Consider the following 25,184-nt stretch of genomic DNA (forward strand, 5'->3'; position numbering starts at 1 on the left):
CTCACGCTCCCTGCAGTAGCTGCGCCGACCACGCTGGCAACTCAGCACACCCGCGCACGCTGGCGAAGCCAGCCAACAACCGCCGCCGCCGTCGCCGCCGCCGTCGCCGCCGCCGCCGCCGAAGCTACGTCCTTCCCCTGCTGCCCACAGCACCCGCGCCACCAGGCCCACCACTCAATCCCGCCTCACAAGTCAGCCGTCCGGCAGCGGCGTCCTTTGCTACCCGTCCACGGCCCACGGCGCCAACCACCCCGCCCCATCACCACCGAGCGCGCACGCCGCCGCAGGCGCCCGACAAGACAGCCGCCCCGCAGCGGCGTCCCTTCCTGCCCGCCCACAGCCCACGGCACCCCACCACGCCGACCCGTGACCACGACCTGCGCACCCAACAAGACAGCCGCCGCGGAGCGGTGTCCTTCGACCGCCGCGGCGGCGTCCTGTTGCCGACGTACGCCGTACTAGCCCTTGATCGCGCCGCCAAGCGCAAACGCTCCGCCCAGCTTCCTGCTCAGCAGCAGGTACAGCACGAGGACCGGAGTCGTGTAGATCAAGGAGTAAGCAGCGAGCTGGCCGTAGTTGGGTTCGCCGTACTGGCCGAAGAAGGTGAAGATGCTGACCGAGGCCGGGAGCCGCTCAGGGGACAGCAGCAGCATGAACGGGACGAAGAAGTTCCCCCACATGCCGATGAAGGTGAAGATCATCACGACCGCGATCCCCGGCCACATCAGCGGCAGCACGATGCGGCGCAGCGCCTGCATGTTGCTGGCGCCGTCCACCCAGGCGGCTTCCTCGAGTGACAGCGGTACGCCGTCCATGAACGTCTTCGTCAGCCAGATCGCGAACGGCAACGACGAGGTCGCCATGAACATGATCGTGCCGCCGATGGTGTCGACCAGGTTGAGCTGCACGAACAGGCCGTACACCGGCACCATGACCGCGGTGATCGGCAGCCCGGTGCAGAACAGCACGGTGAGCAGGAACGGCCGGTTGAACTTCGACTTGAACCTCGACAGCGGGTACGCCGCCAGCACCGCACAGACCATCGTGAGCAGTGCGGCACCACCGCACAGCACCACGCCGTTCAGAACCGGACGGTACGTCGTGTCGGTGTTGAGGACCGCCTTGAAGTTGCCGAGGGTCGGATTCGTCGGGAACTCGACCCGCAGTCCGGCGGTCCGGTTGATCGACGCGAACAGCACCCACAGCAGCGGCAGGACGAACAGCACGCCGATCGCCAACAGGATCAGGTTGGCGGACAGCTTGCTGATCCGATCGCGGGCGATCATCGGGCCTCCCGGCCTGGACTGAGGAGTGGAGGGAGCGAAGCGACCGGAGCGACGAGGGAAGGCCGGGAGTTACAGCCCGATGATCCGCCGCGCCGGAGGCGTGGCATATGTACTGTCATGCGGCCTCCGAGCTCAGTCCACGCAGGTAGATCAGCGAGAACACCGCGCCGATCGCCAGCATCACCAGGGCGATCGCTGTGCCGTAGCCGATCTGGGAGAAGCTGAACGCCTGCTCGTACATGTACAGCGGCAGCGTCTGGCTCTTGGTGCCGGGCCCGCCGCGGGTCATTGCGTAGATGAGGCCGAACACGCTCAGGGTCTGCAGCGTGATCAGCATCAGGTTGGTCATGATCGCCCGGCTGATCATCGGCAGCGTGACCCACAGCAGCCGCCGGCCGCCGCGGGCGCCGTCCATCTCGGCGGACTCCTCGATCTCCTTGGGGATCTCGCTGAGCGCGGCCGAGTAGACCAGCATCGAGAACGCCGTACCGCGCCAGATGTTGGCCAGCGAGACCGCGATGATGGGTGCCGCGTACAACCAGTCCTGGCCGGGCAGGCCGACCGCGTGCAGCATCACGTTCAGCGTGCCCTCGTCGTTGAAGAACGCGCTGAGCAGGTACGCCGCCACGACTTCGGGCAGCACCCAGGCTCCGATGACCGCCGTACCGACGAAGTTGCGGACCAGCTTGGTCGACCGGCGCATCAGCAGCGCGAGGCCGAGGCCGAGGGTGTTCTGGCCGATGATCGCGGAGATCAACGTGAACACCAGGGTCAGCCAGATCGCGTTGGTGAAGGCGCCGCTGCCGAACGCCTTGCGGAAGTTGTCGAGGCCGACGAACCTGACCTCGGCCGCACCGGTGCCGGTGAGCGCCATGTTGGTGAACGCGGCGTACAGGCAGTAGATGATCGGGCCGGCCAGGAAGACCAGCATCAACCCGATCGCCGGTGTCAGCGGCAACATCCTGAACAGCTTGGCGGCGCGCGGCCGCCCGCTCGGCCCGGAGTGCTTTCCGGACGGAGCGGGCTTGGCCGCCGCGGGAGCGACTGTCGTCGTCACAGGGAGGGATCCTTCGTCAGCCGGGGGCTAGTTGACGGGGAAGACGGGGGGCTACTGCCCGCCGCTGTCCGTTGTCGTCTTGTCCTTGCCGACGATGCCTTCGACGGCCTCGTCATAGTTCTTGGCGGCCTCGTCCGGCGTGGACTGCCCGGTCATCACCGCCTCCATCGCGGTGATGATCTCGTTGGAGACCTTCGGGTACTCGGCGTACGCCGGCCGGTACACGGTGACCGAGACAAGGTCGGTGAAGAACTGGGTGCTCTTCGCGGACGACTTGTAGGTCTCGTCGGAGGCGACGTCCTTGCGTACGGCGATCTGCGCGCCCTCGGTGGCGTACTTGGCCGCGTTCTTCTGGGTCTGCAGCGTCTTGATCAGGTTCCAGGCCGCGTCCGGGTTCTTCGACTTGGCCGGGATCGCCCAGGTCCAGCCGCCGGAGAGGCTGACCTTGCCCTTGCCGCCGCCGTCCTGCGTCGGCATCGCGGTCTGGCCGAGCACCTCGCTCCACTGCGGCCACGGCTTGGCGCCGGTCTTCTGCCAGTTGCCGTAGATCCAGGAGCCGTCCAGCGCGATCGCCAGCTTGCCGCCCGGCAGCAGCTCGGTGCCGACCTTGCTGCCCATGTTCGGGTCGAGCGCCTGCTTCGGCGTCGGCGCGAGGCCCTCGGAGTAGATCGTCTTGATGAAGTTCAGCGAGTCCTTGAAGCCCTGGCTGCCGACGACCCACTTCTGCTGGTCGTTGTTGTACAGCGAGTCCTTGGTGCCGTACAGCAGCATCTCGAATCCCTGCATGGCCGAGGCCTCACCCATCGGCTTGCCGGAGTACACGTTCAGCGGGATGACACCCGGGACCTTCTCCTTGATGGTCCGGGCGGCGCTGAGGACGTCGTCCCAGGTCTTCGGCTGCCAGTCGGCGGGCAGTCCGGCCTTCGCGAACAGCTGCTTGTTGTACCAGAGCGCCCGGGTGTCGGTGCCGTCCGGGACGCCGTACGTCTTGCCGTCCAGCGCCTTGGCCGCGCCCTTGGCGGTGTCCTCGAACTGGCTCCACTGATCCCAGTTCTTGATGTAGTCGTCCAGCGGACGCAGGTAGCCGGCTGTGATGTCGGAGTTGATCAGGAACGTGTCCTCGTAGACCACGTCCGGCGCCGTGTTCGGCGACCGCATCATCAGCTGCAGCTTGGTGTAGTAGTCGTTCTCACTGGCCACGATCGGCAGGATCTCGACGGTCGAACCGGGATTGGCCGACTCGTACTCGGCCTTGACGCCGGTGAGGAAGTTCTTCATCACCGTGCCCGGGCCCCACTGCTGGTACGCGATCTTGATGTTCGCCGGGCCGGCGCTCTGCGAGCCACCCGCCTCCGGCTCCTTGGTCGTCGACCCCTGACTGCAGGCCGAGACCGCCAGCAGCAACGCACTCACCGCGGCGGCTGCTTTGAAACGTTTCCTTGTCACCATCACGTCCACCTTCGGGCAATCGTTGTCATCCCGGTACCCCGACCCAATACCGCTGGGCTTCTTGCGACCGTAGGAGGCCGGGGCGGCCGAAGTCAATGCTTGACAGACAACGTTGTCCCGGTCGGAACGCAGCTACGCGGTGACCGGCACGTAACGATCCGGTCACCGCGTTGTCATGACATTCAGACAGTAGCCGCTTCGAGCTCGTGGCGGGGGTGTACGACGCGTTGTGACTTGAGTGCGCCGAGTACGCAAAGAACCAGTCCGGCGACCAGCCAGCAGCCCAGTACGACGAGCGGTCGCCCGGCTCCGGCGCCGTCGAAGAAGCTGACCGAACGAAGCGCCGTACCTGCCGCTCCCGGTGGCAGCAGCTGCCCCAACGCGCCCCAGCCGCTCGGCAGCATCTCGGGTGCACTCGTCAGCCCGGACAGCGGGTTGCCGAGCAGCATCATCACGGCCGCCCCCAGAGCGAGCCCTGCCCGGCCGAGCAGCCACTCCAGTCCGAGCAGTGTGAGGCTCACCGCGCCGATCGACAGCGCGATCACGCCCGCGTTGCCCCAGTAGCTCCCGTCGAACGACCCCAGCCAGAACTGCAGTACGGCGGCCAGCGCCAGCCCGCCCGTGATCGCGAACCCGATCGCCCCGACCATCCGCCGCGAGCCGGACTTGACCAGCTGGGTCAACGCCGCGGCGGCGATGATCCCGCCGAGCACCAGCGGCAGCGCACCCGCGGCCAGCCCAGCACCACGCGGATCGTCAGCCGGCAGCGGTACGACGTCCGTCACCTTGGCCGGCGCCTCGGGCGACAACCGGGTCGACAACTGCGTGAGGATCTGCGCGACCGCGGGACCACCGGCCGACGCGGTCAGCACCTCGGGCTGCCTCGGGTCGAGCACGATGGCGCCGTACACGTCCCGATCCTCGATCAGCCGCACGGCAGCAGCCCGATCCGGTACGGCGGTGACCTCGAAACCACCCGGCATCGCCTGCTCGAGCCCCTTCTCCACCTCGGCGACAGCCGACTGTGGTCCGGCGACCGCGAGGGGGACGTCGCGCGGCTCAGAGCGCGCGGCCGGCCACGCGAACGCGATCAACAGCACGGTGAGCAGGACGGTCAGCAGGGTGATGACGGCGACCACCGGCGGCCGCTGCCGGTTCTCGGCGGCATGCTCGGGGGTGTGTTCGGGCGCTTGCTCGGGGTGGTGCCCGGTCAGCTGAGCGGACATGAGGAAGACTCCTTATAAACCGAATGACCGTTCTTTATTGGATCGAGCGTGACCCCAGAGCGGCCCACTTGTCAAGAACGGACATTCGTTTTATGTTCCGGGCATGCCGAAAGTCACCGAGGAGCACCGCCTGGCCCGCCGCCGGCAGATCGTCGCGGCGGCCCGCCACTGCGTCATCGAGGAGGGGTTCCACAAGACGACGATGGCCGACGTGATCCGCGAGTCCGGCCTGTCGGCGGGGGCGGTGTACGGCTACTTCAAGAGCAAGGAGGAGATCGTCGCGGCCATCGCCGAGGAAGCACTGAGCGCGGTCGACGAACTGTTCGGGAAGCTGCTGGCGTCCGAGGAGCCGCTCAGCCCGTTCGCCGCGCTGGAGGCCGCGCTGAACCACGTCGTCACGATCGCCGAGCGTCCCGGCGGCGACGTGACCCGGGTTGCGATCCAGGCCTGGTCGGAGGCGCTCCGCAACCCCACCATCATGGCGGTGGCGCAGGGCAAGTACTCCCAGCTCCGCAGCCACTTCGAGGACGTCGCCCGGCGCGGCCAGGCCGACGGCACCGTGGACCCCTCGGTCGACCCGCGCCACATCGCCCAGGTCCTGTTCGGCATCGTCCCCGGCTTCGTGCTCCAGCGACTGATCATCGGCGACGTCTCCCCCGACACCTACATCGCCGGCCTGCGCGCCCTGGTCCGCTCGTAGGTGGAGTTTCACCCACCTACGGCGGCGGTCCAGCACCCTGGGGAGCGCGGCTGACGCTCCGTAGCGTCTTGCGCATGAAGAAGAAGACGCGACGGTCGCAGGAATCAGTCGGCGGACCCGAGTACTCGGTCGTCCTGCACGACGTACGACGGGTCTACGGCCGTGGCGCCAACGCCGTCACCGCCCTCAACGGCATCTCCATCAACTTCGCCCCCGGCACCTTCACCGCGGTGATGGGCCCGTCCGGCTCGGGCAAGAGCACGTTCCTGCACTGTGCGGCCGGTCTGGACCGTCCCACGTCGGGCAGCGTGTTCATCGCCGGCCAGCCGCTTGCCGACCTGAACGAACGCAGGCTGACCGAACTCCGCCGTGAGCGCATCGGTTTTGTCTTCCAGTCGTTCAACCTCCTTCCGGCCTTGACCGTCTGGCAGAACGTCTGCCTGCCGCAGGAGCTCGACGGCCGCCGCGCCAACCGCGCCGCCGTCCGCGACGTCCTCGACCGCGTCGGGCTCGGCGATCGCCACAAGCACCGCCCCGGTGAGCTCTCCGGCGGTCAGCAGCAGCGCGTCGCCATCGCCCGCGCGCTGGTCGCCCGGCCCGCGGTGATCTTCGCCGACGAGCCCACCGGCGCTCTCGACACACAGACCGCCGCCGACGTCCTCGAGTTGCTTCGTGAGCCGGTACGCACCCAAGGCCAGACGGTCGTCATGGTCACTCACGACCCGGTCGCGGCCTCGTACGCCGACCAGGTCGTCTTCCTCGCGGACGGCGTACTGGCGGGCAGCCTGGTCGCGCCGACCGCGGAGCAGGTCGCCGACCGGATGACTCATCTCGGCGCGCGTGCCCTGTCGGCGGTGGCGGGATGATGCGGCTCGCGGTCCGCACTCTGCGCTTCCGCAAGGGCGGCTTCATCGCAACCTTCGTCGCGGTCGCCTTCGGCACCGCGATCGTGATGGCCTGTGGCGGCCTGATGGAGACCGGCATCCGCTCCAATGTCGCGCCGGAACGCCTCGCGGCCGCTCCGATCGTTGTCACCGGCAATCAGTCCCACCTTCGTCCTGGTGCGGAAGACGCGACTCCGCTTCCCGAGCGCGTCGGCGTTCCGACCTCGCTACTGGCTCAGATCCGTTCTGTAGAAGGCGTTTCGGACGCGATCGGCGACTACACGTTCCCGGTCTTCGGGGCTGGGGCCACCGAAGGTCACAACTGGAGCTCCGCCGCTCTGGCGCCGTATCAGCTGACCGCAGGCCGGGCACCGACCGCCGGTCAGGTCGTCACGACTGCCCCCGGCGCGAAGGTCGGCGACCGCGTCACCTTCCTCCTCGATGGCACACCGACTGCTTTCACCATCAGCGGCATCGCCCAGGGTCCTGCCGGTCACGCGTTCTTCTCCGACCGCGATGCTCGTCGCCTTGTCGACAATCCGGCGCGTTTCGCGGATGTCGGCGTACTGCCGGCACCCGGCGCCGACATCGACGCGGTGAAGGACCGGATCGAGGCGCTCGACGGCGGCATCACCGTCCGGACCGGGATCGACCGCGGCCTGGCCGAGCACCCCGGGAGTGAGTCGCAGGCGGTCGCGTTGATCGCGATCGCCGGCTCGTTCGGCGGGATCGCGACGATGACGATGATGTTCGTCGTCGCCTCCACGCTGGCCTTGTCCGCGCAGCATCGCGAGCGCGAGTTCGCCCTGCTCCGCGGCATCGGCACGACACCCGGCCAGGTACGGCGGATGATCCTCGGTGAAGCGTTGCTGGTGTCGCTCCCCGCTGTGCTGCTGGGCGTCGTACCTGGTGTCTTCCTTGGCCGGTTCCTGTTCGAGGAGCTCGGCGCGCACGGTGTTGCGTCCCCGGTCGTCGAGTTCTTCCAGGGCTGGATTCCGTTCGCCGCCGGCGCGGGAGCCGCCGTACTCGCGGCCATCGGCGCCGCCCTGATCGCGGGGCGCAGGTCGGCCAAGATCCGGCCGGTCGAGGCGTTGATGGAGGCGTCGCTGCAGCGCAAGTGGTTCAGCTGGCTGCGGCTGCTCTTCGGTGTGCTGTTTCTCGGCGGCGGTCTGGCTCTGCTGATCGTGACCGCGACCGTGATGACCGGCCCGCTGGCCGGTGCGACCGCCGGCCCATCGATCCTGTGCTGGGCGATCGGAGTCGCGTTGCTCGGTCCGTTCTGGACGAAGGCCGCGCTGCTGGTGTGGCGGTGGCCGGTTCAGGCGCTGACCCGGGTCAACGGACGGCTCGCGATCCGCAACGTCACGGCGCGGTCGGTGGCGCTGTCGGCCGCCGCGATGCCGGTGATGCTTGCCGTCGGCATCTCCACCGCGAACCTCTACATGCAGACCACGCAGGTCCACGCCGCCTCCGAGGCGTTCACGCGGGACCTTCGCGCGGACGCCGTACTGGTCTCCTCGGCAGGCCTGTCACCTCAGTTGCTGACCGCGGTCCGGGAGACTCCTGGGGTGGCGAGTGCTTCGGCGTTCGTCCGCAGTACCGGCGTGATCGACGAGCCGCGCAACGCTCCCTTCGACGAGGAGGGCGCTCCGCTGATCGGCGTCGACGCACAGGGCGCGGACGGTACGGCGCCGGTCCGGTTGACGGAGGGCTCATTGTCCGGACTCACCGGATCGACCGTGGCGCTGCCGGAGTATGTGGCCGAAAAGATCGATCGGGGTGTCGGCTCGGAGATCGACATGACATTGGGCGACGGTACGGCGGTGAAGCTGCGGGTGGTCGCGACCTTCGCGGCCAAACGCGGCTACGAATCCATCATCCTGCCGGCATCGCTCGTCGCGGCTCACACCACCGACGGGTTGATCACGCAGCTGCTGGTCCGCGCTGAGCCCGGCACCGACGTACGCGCAGCTCTGACAACACTCGCGGCCAAGCACCCCGGCGTACAGGTCGCGGACCGCGACTCACTCGTCGCGTCGAACGCGGAAGACCTGCAGACACAGGCCTGGGTCAACTACATGCTCGTCGGCATGCTGATCGCGTACACAGCAGTCTCGGTCGTCAACACCCTGGCCTCGACCACGCTCCGCCGACGCCGCGAGTTCGCCCTCCAACGCCTCACCGGCTCGACCCGCGGCCAAGTCCTGCGCATGCTCACCACCGAAAGCACCCTGGTCTGGCTCACCGGCATCACCCTGGGCACCCTCGTCGCCCTGGCCTGCCTGATCCCCTTCTCCGCCAAGGTCTCCGGCTCGTCCCTCCCCACCGGGCCGCTGTGGATCTACCTGCTCATCGTCGCAGCCGCAGCCGTCCTGACCTTCCTCTCAACCCTCATCCCGGCCACCACAGCCCTCCGCCACTCCCCCACCCAACCCACCCACACCGACTAGCTCTTACACACGGCTCGGGTGCCCGGCCGCCGCCAAATGCCAGCGCCATCCCCGGATGGCGCTGGCGCCGGTCCACCAGCACTTCCCCCAGCCGCTCAATCCGCAACCCACCGCCGACCAACGCCGTCACCAACCCACGAACCGTCCACCGCCAGTGCTTTGCACATGCACAGGAACTCCGGCCCGCCTTGAATCCCGCAACGTCGTAGAACCCCGCCCCAACATGCCCCCCGCCCCCACAGATCCCGCCCCACCGATTCCGCGCAAACCCGCTCACGCACATCCACCCCAACCGTCGAACCGACCACCGCCGACCGCGTGCGACAGCTGAATCCGTTGGCCCCGCGCCAACTCCAGGGCGCGGAAAGCGGCTCCGCGAGCCCGACGACAGCCCGAATGCGCGCTTGACTCCGCGTGCCCGACGACAGCCCGTAGGCGCGGGCTTGGCTCCGCGAGCCCGGCGGCGGCGCTAGCGTGCAGGGGTTGGCTCGGCGACCGGTTGTAGGGCGATGGTGGTGGCCTGGACGATGCCGGCGTTTTCGCGGATCCAGCCGGAGAGGACTACCTGCAGGTCCTCGAGGTCTCGCTCCTCCAGGATCACGCCGGGCACCGGCACACTCGCGCCCAACTCCGCAAGCACCGGGCGCAGGTGCTGATCGGCCAGCAGTTTGTGGCTGGGCGCCGCGGACACGGTGACCGGCACCACCACCGCCCCCGCCAACGCCTGCGGCTTCAGCACATCCAGAAAGCTCTTCAGCAACCCCGTATAGCTGCCCTTGTACACCGGCGTCCCCACCACCAGCACCGACGCCGACGACACCAGATCGATCGCGTTCTCCAGCGCCGCCCGCTGCTCCTCTCCCGCGTGATCCCCCTCGAAGATCGCCGGCGCGAACGTCACCAGATCCACGAGCTCATCGATCCGGTACGGCGTACCGAGCTCAGACGCGAGCAGTTCGGCAACGGACGCGGCGGCCACCGCTGTCCGCGAGCCGGCCCGCGGGTTGCCCACCACGGTGACGACAGACTGCGGCCACACCGGCGGATCCGGCACGACCTGCGGTTCGAACGCGACTGAGGGCATCTGACCCATCTCCTGAGCTTCGGCAGTGATGGATCGAGACTAGCTAAAGTCGAGCGTCCTACTTGACTTTCTCAGATTCCGAACGCATGGCCCGAACCTTGACAACCACGAACCACGTCACCGCCGCCACCGCACCCGCGATCACGACCCATTGGAAGACGCCCACCGAGGACTCGACGACGTGCCACCGCTCACCGAGTTGGTACCCGGCGACGATCAGCACTGAGTTCCAGGTCAGGCTGCCGACCGCGGTCAGCATCAGGAACAGCGGCACCGACATCCGCTCCACGCCTGCCGGCACCGAGATCAGACTCCGCACCACCGGCACCAACCGCCCGATCAGCACCGCCCTCGGACCGTGCCGGTTGAACCAGTCCTCGGCCTTGTCGACGTCCTCCACCTTGACCAGCGGCAACTTCGCCGCCAGCGCCCGGGTCCGATCGCGCCCCAATCCCGCGCCCACGCCGTACAGAGCCAGCGCGCCGACGACCGAGCCGATCGTGGTCCAGATGATCGCGTTGATGAGGCCCAGATCACCCCGGCTGGCGGCGAAGCCGGCCAGCGGCAGGATCACCTCACTGGGCAGGGGCGGAAACAAGTTCTCCAGCGCTACCGCGAGCCCGGCGCCCGGCGCACCGAGCTTCTCCATCAAGCCGATCGCCCATCCGGCCACTCCTCCGGTCGGCTCGTGCGTCGCTTGCAGCGCGGTCATCATCACCTGATTCGTCGTGAACATGCCGACGACGGTAGGCGCGCGGATGATGTCCGCACATTGAAGCCAACCGCCGTCTTTTGCTGGGATTTTCCACAGTACAGAACTGAGGAAAACCGCAGTTTCTTCTTGTCCTGTGCCCACTACTCTTGCGGGCATGCGGCAACGACAAGGCCTCCTGCGACGGAGCATCGCGACCCTGGCGGGTCTGATGTCCGGCACGCTCACGGCCGTCGTCGAGCTGTGTTTTGTTCTGCTGTCGGCTCTCGTACTGGTTCCGGTCGTCGCGACACCGCGCGCGCGGCGCTCGGTCGAGGCCTTCAATCATCGTTGCGCACGGCAACTTGCGAGGGTGGAGCAGCGCCGGCTCGGCACGTTTCACGGCATCGGAGACCTCGGCCCGTTCACCGACCGTTCGGCGTATGGGTATGTGCTCAGAAGGTGGGCGATCGGCGGGCTCGGCGGCCTCGTGGTGCTGCTACTTCTGTACGGGCTGGTGGTCGCGGGGACGATGATCAGCGCCTGGGCCCTGGACGGGACCTGGGGCTTCATCGAGAGTGCCGGCCGGGTCAGCACCGCCACGCTCGCGGTTGCCGCGGTTCCCGGCGCCCTACTGTTCTATCTGAACGTGATGGGCCTGATCGGCGTCGTCGACCTCGATACCCGGCTCGCCAGGCGCTACCTGGTGCCGTCCGTGGAGGAAACGCTGACCCGCCGGATCTCCGAGCTGACCGTGAGCCGGGCCGAGGTGGTCGAGGTGGTGAACGACGAACGCCGCCGGATCGAGCGCGACCTGCACGACGGCGTCCAGCAACGCCTGGTCGCCCTCGGCCTGCTTCTCAGCCGCGCCCGCCGGACCCGCGACCCGGCCCAGGCCGCCGAGTTGGTCCGCCAGGCCCACGAGGAGTCCGAGCTTGCGCTCGCGGATCTCCGCGACGTCGCGTGGCGGGTCTACCCAACCGTCCTCGACCAACTCGGCCTCCGCGACGTTATAGCCGTCCTCGCCGAACGCTCGAGCATCCCGGTGCGGCTGAGCTACGACCTCCCCGACCGCCCAGCACCCGACCTCGAAACGGCGGTGTACTTCGTCATCTCCGAGGCACTCACCAACGCCACCAAACACTCCAACGCCACCCACATCGACCTCACCCTCACCAGTACGGCGCTCGCCGCCGACTCCACGCACAGCGCCGACTCCACGCACGGCCCGGACGACGCGCGCATCCTGATCACCATCACCGACGACGGCCGCGGCGGCGCCGACCCCCATGGCCGCGGCCTCACCGGCCTGGCCGGTCGAGTCGCTGCCACCGACGGCCACCTGACCATCACCAGCCCACCCGGCGGCCCCACCACCATCCACGCCGAGTTCCCGTGCACCATCCCCAAACCCGCAGACCCGCAGGTGGCAGCCATCCCAGCAGACCGGCCGACCGCATGAACCCGACCATGACACCGCGTGTCCCTCTCGGACGCCCGATCTGCCTGCCCAGAAAGCACTCATCGGCTGCTCCTTCGGCGGCTGGACCGGAGGAGGACCTGTGCGGGTGATCTTGGCGGAGGACTCGACGTTGCTGCGGGAAGGTCTGGTTCGGCTGCTGGTCGAGGAAGGGCATGAGGTGCCGGCGGCGGTCGGCGACGGGGATGCGTTGGTGGCGGCGGTGCGGGCGGGTGCCGATGACGGGGTGCTGCCTGATGTTGTGTGCGTCGACGTACGCATGCCACCGACCCACACCGACGAAGGACTGCGGGCCGCGCTGGCGATCCGAGAGACCTGGCCGTCGGTGGGGGTTCTCGTGTTGTCGCAGTACGTCGAGCGGTCGTACGCGAGTGAGCTGATCACCTCTGGGCAGGCGCGGATCGGTTACCTGCTGAAGGATCGGGTGATGCGGGTCGAGGAGTTCCTCGAAGCGCTCGAGCGGGTCGGATCCGGTGGGGTAGCACTGGATCCGGAGGTGGTGCGGCAACTCCTGTCCCGCACCACCCACACCGATCCGTTGGAGCGGCTGAGCGCGAGAGAGCGCGACGTCCTCGCCGCGATGGCCGAGGGGCACAACAACAGCGCGATCGCCGAGCGCCTGTTCATCTCCTCCAGCGCCGTCGAGAAACACGCCAACGCCATCTTCGACAAACTCGGCCTCACCCACACCCCCGGCTACAACCGCCGAATCCGAGCCGTAGTCACCTATCTCACCAGCTGACACCGCCCCAGCCCAAGCGCGGAAGTTGCAGCGTGCCCGCAGGCTCCCATGCGCCGCCGCGCCGAAACGAACGCGCAGGTCCTACGCGACACTGAGCCGCAACAAGGCCATTCAAGAACAGCGGCAACGAGGTTCCGCGCGGCGCAGCGGTGATGGGGCAGCCGCGCGAGGAGGCCAAGCGCGTTGCGGCAGCCGCGCGAGGAGGCCAAGCGCGTTGCGGCAGCCGCACGAGGACGCCAAGCGCGTTCCGGAGCAGGTGTCGTGAGCCCGATCCCGCAGCCCCAGCTCGGCCAGCCGGTGCTCGGGCTGTGTGATGCGGCGGGAGTGGGTTAGGAGGTTTGGGGGCCGAGGAAGAGGCCGCCGGAGGCTTCCAGGGTTTGGGCGGTCAGCCAGCGGGCCTGGTCCGAGGCCAGGAAGGCGACGACGTCGGCGACGTCCTCGGCGCGACCGAGGCGGTTGAGGGCCGTCAGGGCGGTGATGGCGTCGGTCAGGCCGGAGGCGTCGAAGAAGGCCGCGTTGGCGTCGGTTTTGGTGGCGCCGGGGGCTACGGCGTTGACGGTGATGCCCCGTGGCCCCAGGGCCTGCGCGAGGGTGAGGGTCATGGTTTCGAGGGCGGCCTTGGTCATGGCGAAGGAGGTCTGGGTTGGGTTCGCCATGCGGGTGGCGACCGAGGAGACCGAGATGATCCGGCCGCCGTCCCGGAGCAGCGGCAGCGCGCGCTGGACGAGGAAGTACGGCGCTCTGACGTTGACCGCGAACAGGTGGTCGAACGCCTCGACGGTGTCAGTCTCGATCGGACCGGCCGGAGGGGCGGCGGCGTTGTTCACGAGGATGTCCAGCGGCCGACCCGCCAAACCGGCCTCGAGCCGCGACACCAGGTCGTCGACATCACCAGGCACCCCGAGCTCCGCCCCGATCAGGAACCCGCGACCGATCCGAGTCAGCGTCTCCTCGGCTCCGGCCTTGTCGCTGTTGTAGTGCACAGCGACCTCAACCCCGTCCGCGGCCAGCCGCTCCGCAATCGCTCGCCCGATACCCCGCGAGGCTCCGGTCACCAACGCCACCCGGCCAGAAGTGTTAGATACTCTCATGATGTTAGTATCTATCACATGAACCTGAGGGCACGTCGTCGCAGCGAGACGCGGCACACGATCCAGCGACAGGCGATCCGGCTGTTCATGGAACGCGGGTACGACGCGACCACGGTCAACGACGTCGCCGAAGCGGCCGGCGTCTCGGCGATGACGGTCTACCGGCATTTCGCCACGAAGGAGGACCTGGTCCTGTACGACGACTTCGACCAACAGGCCGCCGCGATCGTCACCGAACTACGGGCCGATGAGCCCCTCGTCGTACGCATCGCTCGGACCCTGACCAAGACGTACGACCAGGCGATCGCGGACAAGGAGTTTCACCTCGCCCGGTTGCGGCTGATGATCGCGACCGAGGCTCTGCGGGCCCGCCACCTCGACAGCCAGTACGCCACCCAGGAGGCGCTCGTCGCTGCTTTGACTGCCGGGTCTGACGATCCCGCGAGCGAGTTCCAGGCGCGCGCCGCGGCGAGCGCGTGTCTGGGAGTTGCCCACATCGCGCTGCTCCGGTGGGCTGCCGAGGATGGTGAGCCGGACCTGCGCAGGCTGTTCGAGGAAGCGTTCACGGCGACGTTCGGCCACCCGCTCTGAGGGTGGATCGACGTATATTCCTTGTATGGCAAGTACGTTCGAAGTGCTCGCGGAGGGGCGGCGGCGGGAGATCCTGGACCTGCTGCGGAGTGGAGAGCGCCCGGTCGGCGATCTGGTCGAGGAACTGTCGATGAGCCAGCCGGCCGTGTCGAAGCATTTGAAGGTACTGCGTGATGCCGGGCTGGTCGAAGTCCGCCAGGACGCCCAGCGCCGCTGGTACCGGCTGCGACCGGCCCCACTGGCCGAGATCGACGCCTGGCTCGAGCCCTACCGCGACCTTTGGCGCTCCCGCCTGGATGCCCTCGAAGCCCACCTCGAAACGATGGACTGAACGACGAACGGCCCGGAGGGGGTTCCGGGCCGTGCGGGGTGCGTGGGGGTCAGGTGAGTTCGGGGACGCGGAGGTGGGCGATGGCCAGTTCGAACTCGCAGACGTCCAGGACTTCGGCGCCGGCTTCCTTGGTGGTGGCCGACCGCATCGAGGCAGCGGCTTCGCGGTTGCTGTCCATTGCCTCCTGGCTGTCGTACGTGACCGACGAGACCGCCCGACCGGAGGCGCGGTCGATGAGCAGGCTGGCGCTGCAGAAGCCGGCCAGGTCTTCCATCCGCGGCAGTGAGGCCATCTTGTAGACGTCGATCGACCGGTCCAGGTTCGCCGGGTCGACCTTGACCCAGGTGGCGCGGACGCAGGCGCCCTCACCCGAGCGGTGGTCGCGGTGCAGTACGGCGATCTCCCACTCCTCGACCTTGGGGCTGCCGGCGCCCATCGTCTCGGCGATCCGTTCGCGGACGGACCGGAGCCCTTCGTCGGTGGCCCGCATCGCCTCCTCCGACTGCCAGGCGCTGGTGGCGATGCACCGGCCCGACTCCCGGTCGGCGAGCATGGACAGCCCGATACAGCCGTCCATCTCGAGGATCATGGGCATCACTTCGTCGCGCACCTGCGCGATGCCGGCGTCCATCGACCCCGGCTTTGCGTAGATCGTGGTGGAACGCGCGTACACGATCCACCCCCTTACCCCTCAGGGCAGCGCCCCGGTGGCGCCACCGGTCGGAACCCACACTGCTCCGCTCACCCCGCCGTGGCAATCCCCAGCAGTGATTGACTGGGCCGATGACAACGGACGTCGAGCTCGGCCGGGCGCGCGCCACCCGCTGGTGGGTCCGGGGGCGGAGGGTCGGGTCGATCAAGCGGGCCGCCGCGTTCGTCGACGACGTCGGGTTCGCGGCCTTGTTCCCGGCACCGCGTGCCGCCGTACCGTCACTGTGGGAGGCGGTGGCCGGCGAGGACGAGCCGCCGTTCGGCGAAGGCATGGGGACGAACGAGCAGCGCATCTGGACCTGGAAGGACGAGCTCCCACGCCAGGGACTTGCCTGGTACGGCGCCTATCTCGGCGGCCGAGGATCGTTCCTCGCACCGGATCTCCTCAAAGCGCTCTACCCGGCCGCCGGCGACCCCAGCGACCACGAGTCGCTCGAGTTGTCGCCAGCAGCCCACGAGATCGCCAAGGCGGTCGCCGCCGAGCCGTTGCCGAGCGCAACCCTCCGCGCCCTGATCGGCGACCGCGGCCGCTACCAGCGAGCGATCACCGAGCTCCAGCGCGGCCTTCTCATCACCACAGCCGGCGTCCACGAGGGCGCCTCCGGCTGGCCCGCCGCCCTGATCACCCTCACCTGCGACCAGTTCGAGGTAGGCGGCGGACCCGACCACGCCCGAGCCACCGAGCGCTTCCTGAACACGATGCTGCAGACGACGCCCGGCGAGCTCGGCCGTGCCTTCCGGTGGCCGGTGGCACAGGCACGAGCTCACCTCGACGACTTGGTCGACGAGGGCCGGGCGACGCTCGACGGCAACCGCTACCGAACGGCCTAGCGGATCTCGGCGAGGTCGAAGAGGTTGCCTTCGGGGTCGGCGAAGGTGATCCAGTGGGTGCCGAACTCGTCGTACTCGTCGAGGCGCTTGGCGCCCAGGCCGACGAGGCGGTCGATCTCGGCGGACCACTCGGCCGTGGCGAGGTCTAGGTGCAGCCGGTTCTTGCCGTTGCGGCCCTCGGGGACCTTGATGAACATCAGCGGTGTGCCACTCCCGGCGGCCCGGCCCACAGTGGCGACGAACTCGTTCCCGTAGTCGTCGATCTCCTGCTCGAGTACGGCGGACCAGAACGCGGCGAGGTCGCGCGGGTTGTCGCTGTCGATGGTGACCTGTGCGATGGAGACGGACATGTTTCAGCCTTTCGGTGCGGGGATGCGCTGGATCGGCCAGCAGATTTCGGTTCGCCAGGCGGCTGGGTCGTCGACGTCGCCCGGACTGACGACGTACAGCTCCCGGATCGGTCCGGGGGCGACCTCGCAGTGTTCGGCGACGTGACTTCCGAGCGCGCCGTACGTGCGGTCGAAGTCGGTCAGGGGTCCGGTGTGTACGGCGATCGCGAAGAACCCACCAGGGAGGTCGACCAGCTCGACGCCGTCAGCCGGCTCCTGGTCGGGGGCGACCGGGAGGAACGCCACCACCTCGCCGGTGTCCTCGGTGAAGAACTCGTCGCTGTACGTCGCCCCGGACGTGGCGAAGATGCCGCGCGCGATGCCGACCTCACCCAGCCGGCGGAAGGTTCGCTCACACCACGGACCGATCAGCTCGCGCTCGACCTGGTCGCGGACGCCGTACGCGCGGAACGCGGGGATGAAGCGGTACTCCACGTCGAGCGCCGGCTGGCCCGGGGTGAGCATCTCGCGCAGGGAGGTGACGACCTCGCGGGTGTGGGCGAGCTCTTGCTCCATGCGCCCGAGGTGGCCGCGGAGCGTCTCCTCGCGGTCGGAGTCGTTGCTCGTCTCGACGAGCTGGCGGACCTCGGGAAGCGGCATGCGGAGCTCGCGGAGCCGGCGGATCAGGAGGGCGGTGTCGACCTGAGCTGTGTCGTAGCGGCGGTAGCCGGACGACGAGTCGACGGAGGCGGGCGCGAGCAGCCCGATCTCGTGGTAGTGGTGCAGGGTCTTCACGCTGAGATGCGTCAGGCGGGAGAACTCGCCCACGGTCACGGTCGCCGTCATGCCCTAACCTTCCACCCTCCGGTAGCCGGAGAGTCAAACAAACCCCGCCCCACGACGCTGCGCGTCGCGGGGCGGGGTGGAAAGAAGGAGCTGCTCCCACCGGATGGCCGGTCTGCCCGGTGGCCGGTGGCCGGTGGGTCAGCCGCGGTAGCGGCCGATGACCTTGGTGAAGTCCCAGGGTTGCTGGGGGACTCCGGAGCAGCTGTCGGCGGGGCCGCCGGTGCAGGGGCGGTCCCGGTTGACGGACCAGAAGGTGAACCGCGCCAGGTGGTGCTGCGACGCGTAGGACAGCATCGACTCGAAGTCGGACAGGTTGACCCGCTCGCCGGCGACGTCGGTGGTGCCGTTCATCGAGGAGATGCCGATCTTCCGGTACGCCGCGTCGTCACTCAGCCCGTACGCGTCCCGGACCCGGTTCTTCAGCCCGTCGGCCGCCTGCCGGGTCAGCGTGGCCATGTTCGTCGTACCGCCGCCGAAGTTGAACGGCATGATGACCCAGCCGTCCAGGTTCAGCCCGGACGCCGCACCGCGCCGGATCAGGTCCTGGCCGTCGCCGTCCGGCCCGGTGGTCGACGTACCGAAGGTGAGGTACGTCGCGATCCCCGGGTTGTTCTGCTCGACGATCTTCAGCGCGTCGATCACCCGCTGCCGGACGGTCGCGTTGGTGAACTCGCCCGCCTCGATGTCCACGTCGAACGCCTTCAGCGACAGCGCATTGATCACCTTCTGGTACGCCGCCGCCAGCTCACCGGCACTACTGCAGCTCTGACCGAGCTTGTTCCCGGACCAGCCGCCGACCGACACCACGACGTCTCCGCCGTTCGCACGGATCGCGTTGATCGCCTGCTGGTCGACGCCACCGGTGAGCGGCCGCTGACCGTCCCACATCGGGTTGCAGTACCCGTTGGACAGGATGAACGCCATGGTGAACCACTTGACCCCGGTCGCGTTCATCACGGTCGCCGGGTTCGGCGGGCTGCCCCAGCCCTGATAGAGGTACGGCGCCGCCGCCATCGGCGCGCCACCGGTCGGCGGCGGGCCGTCGTCGGCTGCCGGCACGTTCCACTTCTGGTTCGCCGCGCCGGTGCACGACCACAACTGCAACGGTGTCGCGTTGGCCGAGTTGTTGCCGGTCACATCGAGACACTTGTTCGCCTGCGGATTCACCAGGTCGCGCCCGGACGTGTAAGTCCACTGCTGGGCACCGCTCCCGTTGCACGTCCACAGCTGAACCCGAGCGCCGTTCGCCGTCGAACCGCCACTCACATCCAAACACTTGCCGAGGGCCCGGATCGTCCCGTCACCAGAGCGGCTCCACTGCTGAGCCGTCGTACCGTTGCAGTCGTACAGCTGTACGGCGGTCCCGTCCGCACTGTTGGCGCCAGCAACATCAGCGCACTTGCCGGCCAGCCCGGTGATCGTGCCTGTCGCCGCCTGAGCCGGGGATGAAACAACCAACAGCCCGGCGCCAAGCACGACGGCCGCGGCTGCCGCCGCTACCCGCCGCATCAGACGGTCCACTTCTGGTTCGCAGCGCCTGTGCAGGTCCATGTCTGCAGCGGTGTCGCATTGGCGGAGTTGTTGCCGGTCACGTCAAGACACTTGTTCGCCTGTGGATTCACCAGATCTCTTCCGCTCGTATAGGTCCATTGCTGAGCACCACTGCCGTTACATGTCCACAGCTGCACGCGAGCACCGTCGGCGACCGACCCGCCGCTCACGTCCAGGCACTTGCCGAGGGCCCGGATCGTCCCGTCACCAGGCCGAGTCCACTGCTGGGCCGTCGTACCGTTGCAGTCATAGAGCTGTACGGCGGTCCCGTCCGCACTGTTGGCTCCGGCCACGTCGATGCACTTCCCGGCCAGTCCGGTGATCGCCGTACCCGTGCCGCCACCGCTCTGCGAACCCGACCAGGTGAACGTCGCGGACGTCTTCGTCGGCAGCGTGTAGATGAAGGACTGCGATCCCCAGTTCACCCGCACCGACTGCGAGCTCCCGGTGGTGTTGAACGCGATCAGCGCCTTCGACCCGTCCGGGTTCTTCCAGGCCACGTTCTTCACCGCGCTGTTGGCGTTCGACTCGATCCGGACGGCGCCCGGCTTCACGAACTTCGTCAGGTGGCCCATCGTGTAGTACTCGACCGTCTTGTCCACCTGGCCCGCGCGGCTGCCGCCACGCTGCACCGTCACCAGACCCGTGCACACGTTGCACCCGGCGCCGACGTACGGCAGGTGGTTCTGGTCGAGGGCGAGGCTCCACTTCACCCAGGACTTGCTCCAGTTCCGGGTGTAGTCGATCAGGTTGTTCATGTCCTCGACCTGCTGGTTCGCGATCCAGGTCCCGCCGGAGTGCTCGGTCATGTAGTGGTTCACGGCCGGGTACTGGTTGTGCACCTGGGTCTGCAGGTTCACGTCACCGCCGTACCCGTGCCACGCGATGCCGCCGAACAGCGGGTCATTGCGCAGCGCAGCGTCGGCCAGCGGCACCGAGCCGAGGTCGTTGTAGTTGCCCCAGTTGTAGTCCAGGATCATCACCTTGGTGGTGAGACCGGCGGCTCGGAACGCGGGGATCAGGTGGTTCTTGGTGAACTCGAGCAGGCCGGAGCCGTTCCAGTTCATCGACGCGTAGCCGGTGTCGTCGGTGCCGCAGCAGGTCGGCTCGTTCTGCACCGAGACGTAGTCGATGTGGTTGCCCTGGGCCTCGTTCTGCTGGACGTACTTGACGAAGTACTGGGCGTACATCGGGTAGTACTCCCACTTCAGCCAGCCGCGGTTGGTGAACTTGTTGTTGTCCTTCATCCAGGCCGGCGAGCTCCACGGCGCGCCCTTCACCTTCAGCGCGGGGTTGAGTTGCCGCGCCTTCTTGGTGAGCGGTACGACGTCTGCGAGGTCGTGGTTGATGCTGAAGTCGTTGAGGTCGCAGCACGTGTCGTCGTACGAGTAGTTGAAGCGGGCCAGGTCGGACGCTCCCATCGGGTTGCGGGTGAAGGCGAGCCCGATCCCGTTCACCGGGTCGAACAGGTCGCGCATCACCTGGTCGCGGGTGGCCGCGGTGATCGTGTTGCTGCTGTTGAGCAGCCAGGCAGCGCTGTCGGTGAACGAGGCGCCGCCGCCTTCGAAGGACTGGTACGTCGTGTTCTCGTTGACCGTGATGGTCTGGTTCGCGGTGCCGCCGGCCGGGCCGAAGGTGACCGGCGTCTGCTGCTGCAGGCCGCGGGTGACGTTCCGACCGGCCGAGTCGTTCGTGGTGGTCAGCCAGATGTTCACCTGCTCACCGGCGGCCTGGGCGGGTGGCGGATTTCCGACACTGAGGACAGCGGCGACGCACGTGGCGGCGACCGCGGCCGGCAGGAGGCGTCGTCGCCAGGGGCGGGCGCGACGAAGTATCCCGTTCGCGGGCATGGGGCGGTTCTCCCTTGGCTAGAAGGGTTTCAGAGGTTCCGGCGTCTGCCCGCGCCGCAACAGGTGGTCAGCAAGAGGTAACCATCCGTATATGAACGTGTCAACGGTGGAACCGCGCTTTTTTCACGTCTTTTATTTAGTCCCGACCTTGACGTGAAAGCGTTCTCACAGCAAGATCCGGCCGAGCCCTGTCTCCCGACCGCCCCCGCGAGAAATGAGGCATCATGAGCGTTCCCGCATCACGGCGCTCGTCGCGATCGGTGCCGCGCTGGTCGGCGCCGCACTGCTCCAGTCCCCCGCCAACGCCGATCCCCAGGCGGCCGCCGCACCGACGGCGACCATCTGGGAGGACAACTTCGACGGTCCCGCCGGCCAGGCGCCCGACCAGTCGAAGTGGCGGTACGACATCGGTGGCTCCGGCTGGGGCAACAACGAACGCCAGTACTACACCAACAGCACCCGCAACTCCGCGCTCGACGGCAACGGCAATCTGGTGATCACCGCCCGCCGCGAGAGCGGCGGCCACCAGTGCCACTACGGCACCTGCGAGTACACGTCGGCCCGGTTGCTCACCGCGCAGACCTTCACCCAGACCTACGGCCGGTTCGAGGCAAGGATCAAGATCCCCAGGACCCAAGGGATCTGGCCGGCGTTCTGGATGCTCGGCGGCGGCAACTGGCCGAACGACGGCGAGATCGACATCATGGAGAACATCGGCCGCGAGCCCGCGACCGTGCACGGCACGATCCACGGCCCGGGGTACGCGGGCGCCGGCGGCATCGGCGCGGCCTACAACCATCCGAACGGGTGGGCGTTCGCCGACGACTTCCACACCTTCCGCGTCGACTGGGCGCCGGACTCGATCACCTGGTTCGTCGACGGCGTGCAGTACCAGCGCCGTACGCCGGCCGACCTGAACGGCAACCAGTGGGTCTTCAACCACCCGTTCTTCATGATCATGAACGTCGCGGTCGGCGGGAACTGGCCCGGATACCCCGACGGTACGACGGTTCTGCCGCAGACGATGACGATCGACTACGTCCGCGTCTCCACGCTCGGCAGCAGCTCAGGCGGCACACCGATCACCGGCCTGGCCGGCAAGTGCGTCGATGTCGCCGCCGCCAACACCGCGGACGGCACACCGGTCCAGCTCTACGACTGCAACGGCACCAACGCCCAGCAGTGGACCCGTCCCGGTGACGGCACCATCCGCGCCCTGGGCAAGTGCCTCGACGTGAACGCCGGATCGGTTGCCGACGGCGCCAAAGTGCAGCTCTGGACCTGCAACGGAACCGGTGCCCAGCAATGGGTCTACACGTCCGGCCGGGACCTGGTGAACCCACAGGCCAACAAGTGCCTCGATGTCACCGGCAACAACTCGGCCAACGCAACCCCACTGCAGACCTGGACCTGCAGCGGAGCAGCCAACCAGAAGTGGAACGTCTAGTTACGCGCTGGCACAACGCCGCCGTCGCGTAGCAATCGGAGGACCGGCAGGGTCGCGGCGCCCAGGGCGACCGCGTCCCTGCCGAGTTCGCACAGCTCGATGGACACCTGCGAGTACGGTTGCCGCAACGCGTGCTGACCAACAGCCGACCGCAGGTCGTCCAAGTACCGCTCCCCCAGCAACAGTCCGGCCCATCCGCCGAGCACGATCCGCTCCGGGTTGACCAGGTTCACCAGATTCGCGACGCCCGCGGCCAGGTACCCGACCGTCTCGTCCACGATCGTTGCCGCGACCTCCGACGTACCGACGGCGTCGAGCAACTCGACGAAGGCAGCCTCCTCGTCGGTCGCCGAGATGGTTCCGCCGGCCTCCCGGTACCGCTCGAGGACGGCCTCGGCGCCGGCATAGGCTTCCAGGCAGCCAAGCGCCCCACACCGGCACTGGCGACCGCCGTACGCGATCGTCATGTGGCCCCATTCGCCTGCGCTGCTACGGGTTCCGCGATAACTGGAGCCGTCGGCAACCAACGCCGCGCCGACCCCGGACCCGACCAGCGCCACCACCGCATCCGTCGCGCCACGACCGGCGCCGAACCACATCTCGGCCTGGCCCAGCATGTTCGCGCCGTTGTCCACCTGGATCGGGATCTCGGTGCCCTCGGCAATCATCTGCCGCAGCGGTACGGCGTCCCAGCCGAGCGTCTGCGCATCGACGACGGCGTTGCCCTCGACCACACCGGCGACCCCGACGCCGACCCCGAGGATCAGGTCGGACCGGACGCCGGACGAGGCGATGACCGTCGAAAGCCCTTCCAGCACGTGCTTCACGACCACCGAGGGCTGCGGTGCGTCGATCGGGTGGTCGGCACTCGCCAGGACGTTCATCGCGAGGTCGAACAACTCGACCTTGACCCGGGTCTCGCCGACCTCGGCGCCCACGACGTACCGGAACGTGGGCGCGACCCGCAGCAGGACGCGCGGGCGACCGCCTTCGGAGTCGACCGATCCGGCCTCCTCGACCACGCCCTCGGCGATCAGCTCGCTGACCAGGTTGCTCACGCTCGCGGCGCTCAGCGACGTGCGCAGACCCAGCTCGTGCCGGCTGAGCGGGCCCTCCCGGTAGATGGTGGTCAGCAGCGCCGCCCGGTTGGACCGCCGCATGTCGCGCACAGTGGTCCGCCGTACATCCATGCCGTCTACCCCTACCTGGTCCGGCCTCAGGCAGGCCGCTCACGCGAAGTTCATCACGCCGCACCGGCAGCCCGGAAGACGGGCTTCGTACAGGTCGTGAACTAAGACCTGATTCGTTACCGTCCCGTGATTGACGGCGGCCGAGCCCTCGGATTCACTCTACGGAACCGCTTCCGAAACCGGTTCCGGCCGACCACGCCGGCGCCCCACCCGCCCGAGGGGAGCAGTGCCGTGTCGATCACCATCGCCGATGTCGCAGCGCGTGCCGGCGTCAGCAAGACGACCGTCTCGCGCGTCCTCAACGGCAAGGGTGAGCTCGATCTGCGCACCGCCGAGCGGGTCCGCCAGGTGATCGCCGAGCTCGGCTACGTGCCGAGCGCCCGCGCGGTCGGACTGGCCCGCGGCCGGACCCGGATCGTCGGCATGCTCGTCCCGTCGCTGACCTGGCCGTGGATGGGCGAGGTCCTGCAGGGCGCCGTCGACGTGGTCGAGAGCGAGGGCTACGGCCTGCTGCTGTTCACGTTCAACCGGGGTGAGGAGTCGATGCACCAGTTCGCCTCCCAGGTCTCGGCCCAGTCGTTCGACGGCCTGCTGGTGATCGAACCCGAGGGCACGCTCACCTACATCGAGCAACTGCACGCGCGCGGCCTGCCCGTCGTACTGATCGACGACCGGGCCAAGCGGCCGCAGTTCCCGTCCGTCGCCACCACCAACCGGGCCGGCGGCGAGTCGGCGGCCCGGCACCTGATCGAGCTCGGCCGGCACCGCCCGCTGGTGATCACCGGCGTCGAGCGGTTCGGCTGCACGCACGAACGCCTGGACGGCTTCCGCGACACCTACGCCGAAGCCGGGATCGAGCTCGACCAGCGGCTCGTGTTCGAGGGCGACTTCACCCACGAGAGCGGCCGCCGCGGCGTCCAGCACGCCCTGGACCAGAAACTCGGGTTCGACGCGATCTTCGCCCACAACGACCTGTCCGCCGGCGGCGCCATCCAGGCCGTCCGGGAGGCCGGGCGGAACGTGCCGGACGACGTCTCGGTGGTCGGGTTCGACGACATCCCGTACGCCGAGCACACCGAGCCCCCGCTGACCACGGTGCATCAGCCGATGCGCCAGATGGGCCAGGCGGCGGCCCGGATGCTGATGGGGTACTTCGGCGGCACCCCGCTGCCCGAGGACCCCCAAGTGCTGCCGACCACGCTCGTGGTCCGCAGCTCAACCGCCCCGAAGAAGACACCGTCGAGATCGCCGAAACCCGCCCCGAGACACCGGCGTTCCTGAGACTCCGGCGGCGGGGCAGCTGCCCCTGTCCCGCCGCCGGCGAACCCCCGAGATCGATCCGTTAAGGCGTTCGCTCTTCCCATGAG

23 protein-coding genes are annotated in these 25,184 nt (G+C 68.3%); 10 read left to right on the top strand and 13 right to left on the bottom strand.

From position 1 onward, the window contains the following. Window positions 1-458: 458 nt before the first annotated feature. The 4 genes from ACWCOV_RS09055 to ACWCOV_RS09070 form a co-directional block, all read right to left on the bottom strand. Window positions 459-1,286, bottom strand: a complete 828-nt coding sequence (locus tag ACWCOV_RS09055) for a carbohydrate ABC transporter permease (RefSeq protein WP_449828692.1) — start codon at window positions 1,284-1,286, stop codon at window positions 459-461. Window positions 1,287-1,401: 115 nt separating this feature from the next. Further along, on the bottom strand, window positions 1,402-2,343 hold the full coding sequence (locus ACWCOV_RS09060; RefSeq protein WP_449828693.1) for a carbohydrate ABC transporter permease: 942 nt from the start codon (window positions 2,341-2,343) through the stop codon (window positions 1,402-1,404). 51 nt (window positions 2,344-2,394) lie between these two features. Further along, window positions 2,395-3,789 (bottom strand): extracellular solute-binding protein, encoded by a 1,395-nt coding sequence (locus ACWCOV_RS09065; RefSeq protein ID WP_449828694.1) that lies wholly within the window; start codon window positions 3,787-3,789, stop codon window positions 2,395-2,397. 185 nt (window positions 3,790-3,974) lie between these two features. After that, window positions 3,975-5,018: a hypothetical protein gene (locus tag ACWCOV_RS09070; RefSeq protein ID WP_449828695.1), complete on the bottom strand. Its 1,044-nt coding sequence runs from the start codon at window positions 5,016-5,018 to the stop codon at window positions 3,975-3,977. Window positions 5,019-5,121: 103 nt separating this feature from the next. On the opposite strand from ACWCOV_RS09070, the gene ACWCOV_RS09075 reads away from it, so the two are divergent. The 3 genes from ACWCOV_RS09075 (at window position 5,122) to ACWCOV_RS09085 (ending at window position 9,052) form a co-directional block, all read left to right on the top strand. Further along, window positions 5,122-5,718 (top strand): TetR/AcrR family transcriptional regulator, encoded by a 597-nt coding sequence (locus ACWCOV_RS09075; protein ID WP_449828696.1) that lies wholly within the window; start codon window positions 5,122-5,124, stop codon window positions 5,716-5,718. A 74-nt stretch (window positions 5,719-5,792) separates the two neighbouring features. Continuing rightward, a complete protein-coding gene (locus ACWCOV_RS09080; protein ID WP_449828697.1) occupies window positions 5,793-6,584 on the top strand; it encodes an ABC transporter ATP-binding protein in 792 nt (263 codons plus the stop codon). After that, window positions 6,581-9,052 (top strand): FtsX-like permease family protein, encoded by a 2,472-nt coding sequence (locus ACWCOV_RS09085; RefSeq protein ID WP_449828698.1) that lies wholly within the window; start codon window positions 6,581-6,583, stop codon window positions 9,050-9,052. Before ACWCOV_RS09080 ends, ACWCOV_RS09085 begins: the two co-directional genes overlap by 4 nt. A 469-nt stretch (window positions 9,053-9,521) precedes the next feature. Here ACWCOV_RS09085 and ACWCOV_RS09090 read toward each other — a convergent pair whose 3' ends face one another. Together ACWCOV_RS09090 and ACWCOV_RS09095 are read right to left on the bottom strand one after the other, a co-directional pair. Continuing rightward, the gene (locus ACWCOV_RS09090; RefSeq protein ID WP_449828699.1) at window positions 9,522-10,136 is read right to left on the bottom strand and encodes an NADPH-dependent FMN reductase; all 615 of its coding nucleotides are present in this window, start codon (window positions 10,134-10,136) and stop codon (window positions 9,522-9,524) included. A 58-nt stretch (window positions 10,137-10,194) separates the two neighbouring features. After that, the gene (locus ACWCOV_RS09095; protein ID WP_449828700.1) at window positions 10,195-10,872 is read right to left on the bottom strand and encodes a DedA family protein; all 678 of its coding nucleotides are present in this window, start codon (window positions 10,870-10,872) and stop codon (window positions 10,195-10,197) included. 133 nt (window positions 10,873-11,005) lie between these two features. On the opposite strand from ACWCOV_RS09095, the gene ACWCOV_RS09100 reads away from it, so the two are divergent. Together ACWCOV_RS09100 and ACWCOV_RS09105 are read left to right on the top strand one after the other, a co-directional pair. Beyond that, window positions 11,006-12,289 carry a sensor histidine kinase gene (locus ACWCOV_RS09100; RefSeq protein ID WP_449828701.1) on the top strand — a complete coding sequence of 428 codons (1,284 nt, stop codon included), beginning with the start codon at window positions 11,006-11,008 and terminating at the stop codon, window positions 12,287-12,289. Between the two features lie 100 nt (window positions 12,290-12,389). Further along, a complete protein-coding gene (locus tag ACWCOV_RS09105; protein WP_449828702.1) occupies window positions 12,390-13,049 on the top strand; it encodes a response regulator transcription factor in 660 nt (219 codons plus the stop codon). A 329-nt stretch (window positions 13,050-13,378) separates the two neighbouring features. On the opposite strand, the gene ACWCOV_RS09110 is transcribed toward ACWCOV_RS09105, so the two are convergent. Next, on the bottom strand, window positions 13,379-14,140 hold the full coding sequence (locus tag ACWCOV_RS09110; protein ID WP_449828703.1) for an SDR family oxidoreductase: 762 nt from the start codon (window positions 14,138-14,140) through the stop codon (window positions 13,379-13,381). Between the two features lie 18 nt (window positions 14,141-14,158). Between ACWCOV_RS09110 and ACWCOV_RS09115 the strand changes: the two genes are divergently transcribed. Further along, window positions 14,159-14,731 (top strand): TetR/AcrR family transcriptional regulator, encoded by a 573-nt coding sequence (locus ACWCOV_RS09115; RefSeq protein WP_449828704.1) that lies wholly within the window; start codon window positions 14,159-14,161, stop codon window positions 14,729-14,731. Between the two features lie 25 nt (window positions 14,732-14,756). Beyond that, window positions 14,757-15,062: an ArsR/SmtB family transcription factor gene (locus tag ACWCOV_RS09120; protein WP_449828705.1), complete on the top strand. Its 306-nt coding sequence runs from the start codon at window positions 14,757-14,759 to the stop codon at window positions 15,060-15,062. Window positions 15,063-15,111: 49 nt separating this feature from the next. On the opposite strand, the gene ACWCOV_RS09125 is transcribed toward ACWCOV_RS09120, so the two are convergent. Beyond that, window positions 15,112-15,735, bottom strand: a complete 624-nt coding sequence (locus tag ACWCOV_RS09125) for an antibiotic biosynthesis monooxygenase family protein (protein ID WP_449828706.1) — start codon at window positions 15,733-15,735, stop codon at window positions 15,112-15,114. Between the two features lie 110 nt (window positions 15,736-15,845). Here ACWCOV_RS09125 and ACWCOV_RS09130 point away from each other — a divergent pair, with 110 nt between their 5' ends. Further along, entirely contained in the window at window positions 15,846-16,604 is a 759-nt protein-coding gene (locus tag ACWCOV_RS09130) for an AlkZ-related protein (protein ID WP_449828707.1), read from the top strand. Here ACWCOV_RS09130 and ACWCOV_RS09135 read toward each other — a convergent pair. The 4 genes from ACWCOV_RS09135 to ACWCOV_RS09150 form a co-directional block, all read right to left on the bottom strand. Further along, entirely contained in the window at window positions 16,601-16,954 is a 354-nt protein-coding gene (locus ACWCOV_RS09135; RefSeq protein WP_449828708.1) for a VOC family protein, read from the bottom strand. The genes ACWCOV_RS09130 and ACWCOV_RS09135 overlap by 4 nt on opposite strands. A gap of 3 nt (window positions 16,955-16,957) precedes the next feature. Continuing rightward, window positions 16,958-17,779, bottom strand: coding sequence for a MerR family transcriptional regulator (locus tag ACWCOV_RS09140; RefSeq protein ID WP_449828709.1), 822 nt, complete (start codon window positions 17,777-17,779; stop codon window positions 16,958-16,960). Between the two features lie 138 nt (window positions 17,780-17,917). Further along, window positions 17,918-19,288: a ricin-type beta-trefoil lectin domain protein gene (locus tag ACWCOV_RS09145; protein WP_449828710.1), complete on the bottom strand. Its 1,371-nt coding sequence runs from the start codon at window positions 19,286-19,288 to the stop codon at window positions 17,918-17,920. Next, entirely contained in the window at window positions 19,288-21,180 is a 1,893-nt protein-coding gene (locus tag ACWCOV_RS09150; protein WP_449828711.1) for a ricin-type beta-trefoil lectin domain protein, read from the bottom strand. Before ACWCOV_RS09150 ends, ACWCOV_RS09145 begins: the two co-directional genes overlap by 1 nt. A 214-nt stretch (window positions 21,181-21,394) precedes the next feature. Between ACWCOV_RS09150 and ACWCOV_RS09155 the strand changes: the two genes are divergently transcribed. Continuing rightward, the gene (locus tag ACWCOV_RS09155; protein ID WP_449828712.1) at window positions 21,395-22,627 is read left to right on the top strand and encodes a ricin-type beta-trefoil lectin domain protein; all 1,233 of its coding nucleotides are present in this window, start codon (window positions 21,395-21,397) and stop codon (window positions 22,625-22,627) included. On the opposite strand, the gene ACWCOV_RS09160 is transcribed toward ACWCOV_RS09155, so the two are convergent. Continuing rightward, complete coding sequence (locus ACWCOV_RS09160; RefSeq protein WP_449828713.1) at window positions 22,624-23,817, bottom strand: ROK family transcriptional regulator; 1,194 nt, start codon at window positions 23,815-23,817, stop codon at window positions 22,624-22,626. The two genes, ACWCOV_RS09155 and ACWCOV_RS09160, sit on opposite strands and share 4 nt — an antisense overlap. A gap of 231 nt (window positions 23,818-24,048) precedes the next feature. On the opposite strand from ACWCOV_RS09160, the gene ACWCOV_RS09165 reads away from it, so the two are divergent. Then, complete coding sequence (locus ACWCOV_RS09165) at window positions 24,049-25,098, top strand: LacI family DNA-binding transcriptional regulator (RefSeq protein ID WP_449828714.1); 1,050 nt, start codon at window positions 24,049-24,051, stop codon at window positions 25,096-25,098. The last annotated feature ends 86 nt before the right edge of the window (window positions 25,099-25,184 follow it).

This window comes from Kribbella sp. NPDC002412 (assembly GCF_053592935.1).

What these genes read in the sequence shown, in the direction of transcription:
- ACWCOV_RS09145 (WP_449828710.1), bottom strand. Translation starts at nt 19,288, where the DNA reads ATGCGGCGGGTAGCGGCGGCAGCCGCGGCCGTCGTGCTTGGCGCCGGG.
- ACWCOV_RS09090 (WP_449828699.1), bottom strand. Translation starts at nt 10,136, where the DNA reads ATGCCCTCAGTCGCGTTCGAACCGCAGGTCGTGCCGGATCCGCCGGTG.
- ACWCOV_RS09100 (WP_449828701.1), top strand. Translation starts at nt 11,006, where the DNA reads ATGCGGCAACGACAAGGCCTCCTGCGACGGAGCATCGCGACCCTGGCG.
- ACWCOV_RS09085 (WP_449828698.1), top strand. Translation starts at nt 6,581, where the DNA reads ATGATGCGGCTCGCGGTCCGCACTCTGCGCTTCCGCAAGGGCGGCTTC.
- ACWCOV_RS09070 (WP_449828695.1), bottom strand. Translation starts at nt 5,018, where the DNA reads ATGTCCGCTCAGCTGACCGGGCACCACCCCGAGCAAGCGCCCGAACAC.
- ACWCOV_RS09140 (WP_449828709.1), bottom strand. Translation starts at nt 17,779, where the DNA reads ATGACGGCGACCGTGACCGTGGGCGAGTTCTCCCGCCTGACGCATCTC.
- ACWCOV_RS09160 (WP_449828713.1), bottom strand. Translation starts at nt 23,817, where the DNA reads ATGGATGTACGGCGGACCACTGTGCGCGACATGCGGCGGTCCAACCGG.
- ACWCOV_RS09110 (WP_449828703.1), bottom strand. Translation starts at nt 14,140, where the DNA reads ATGAGAGTATCTAACACTTCTGGCCGGGTGGCGTTGGTGACCGGAGCC.
- ACWCOV_RS09155 (WP_449828712.1), top strand. Translation starts at nt 21,395, where the DNA reads ATGAGGCATCATGAGCGTTCCCGCATCACGGCGCTCGTCGCGATCGGT.
- ACWCOV_RS09115 (WP_449828704.1), top strand. Translation starts at nt 14,159, where the DNA reads ATGAACCTGAGGGCACGTCGTCGCAGCGAGACGCGGCACACGATCCAG.
- ACWCOV_RS09120 (WP_449828705.1), top strand. Translation starts at nt 14,757, where the DNA reads ATGGCAAGTACGTTCGAAGTGCTCGCGGAGGGGCGGCGGCGGGAGATC.
- ACWCOV_RS09055 (WP_449828692.1), bottom strand. Translation starts at nt 1,286, where the DNA reads ATGATCGCCCGCGATCGGATCAGCAAGCTGTCCGCCAACCTGATCCTG.
- ACWCOV_RS09130 (WP_449828707.1), top strand. Translation starts at nt 15,846, where the DNA reads ATGACAACGGACGTCGAGCTCGGCCGGGCGCGCGCCACCCGCTGGTGG.
- ACWCOV_RS09150 (WP_449828711.1), bottom strand. Translation starts at nt 21,180, where the DNA reads ATGCCCGCGAACGGGATACTTCGTCGCGCCCGCCCCTGGCGACGACGC.
- ACWCOV_RS09135 (WP_449828708.1), bottom strand. Translation starts at nt 16,954, where the DNA reads ATGTCCGTCTCCATCGCACAGGTCACCATCGACAGCGACAACCCGCGC.
- ACWCOV_RS09075 (WP_449828696.1), top strand. Translation starts at nt 5,122, where the DNA reads ATGCCGAAAGTCACCGAGGAGCACCGCCTGGCCCGCCGCCGGCAGATC.
- ACWCOV_RS09080 (WP_449828697.1), top strand. Translation starts at nt 5,793, where the DNA reads ATGAAGAAGAAGACGCGACGGTCGCAGGAATCAGTCGGCGGACCCGAG.
- ACWCOV_RS09095 (WP_449828700.1), bottom strand. Translation starts at nt 10,872, where the DNA reads ATGTTCACGACGAATCAGGTGATGATGACCGCGCTGCAAGCGACGCAC.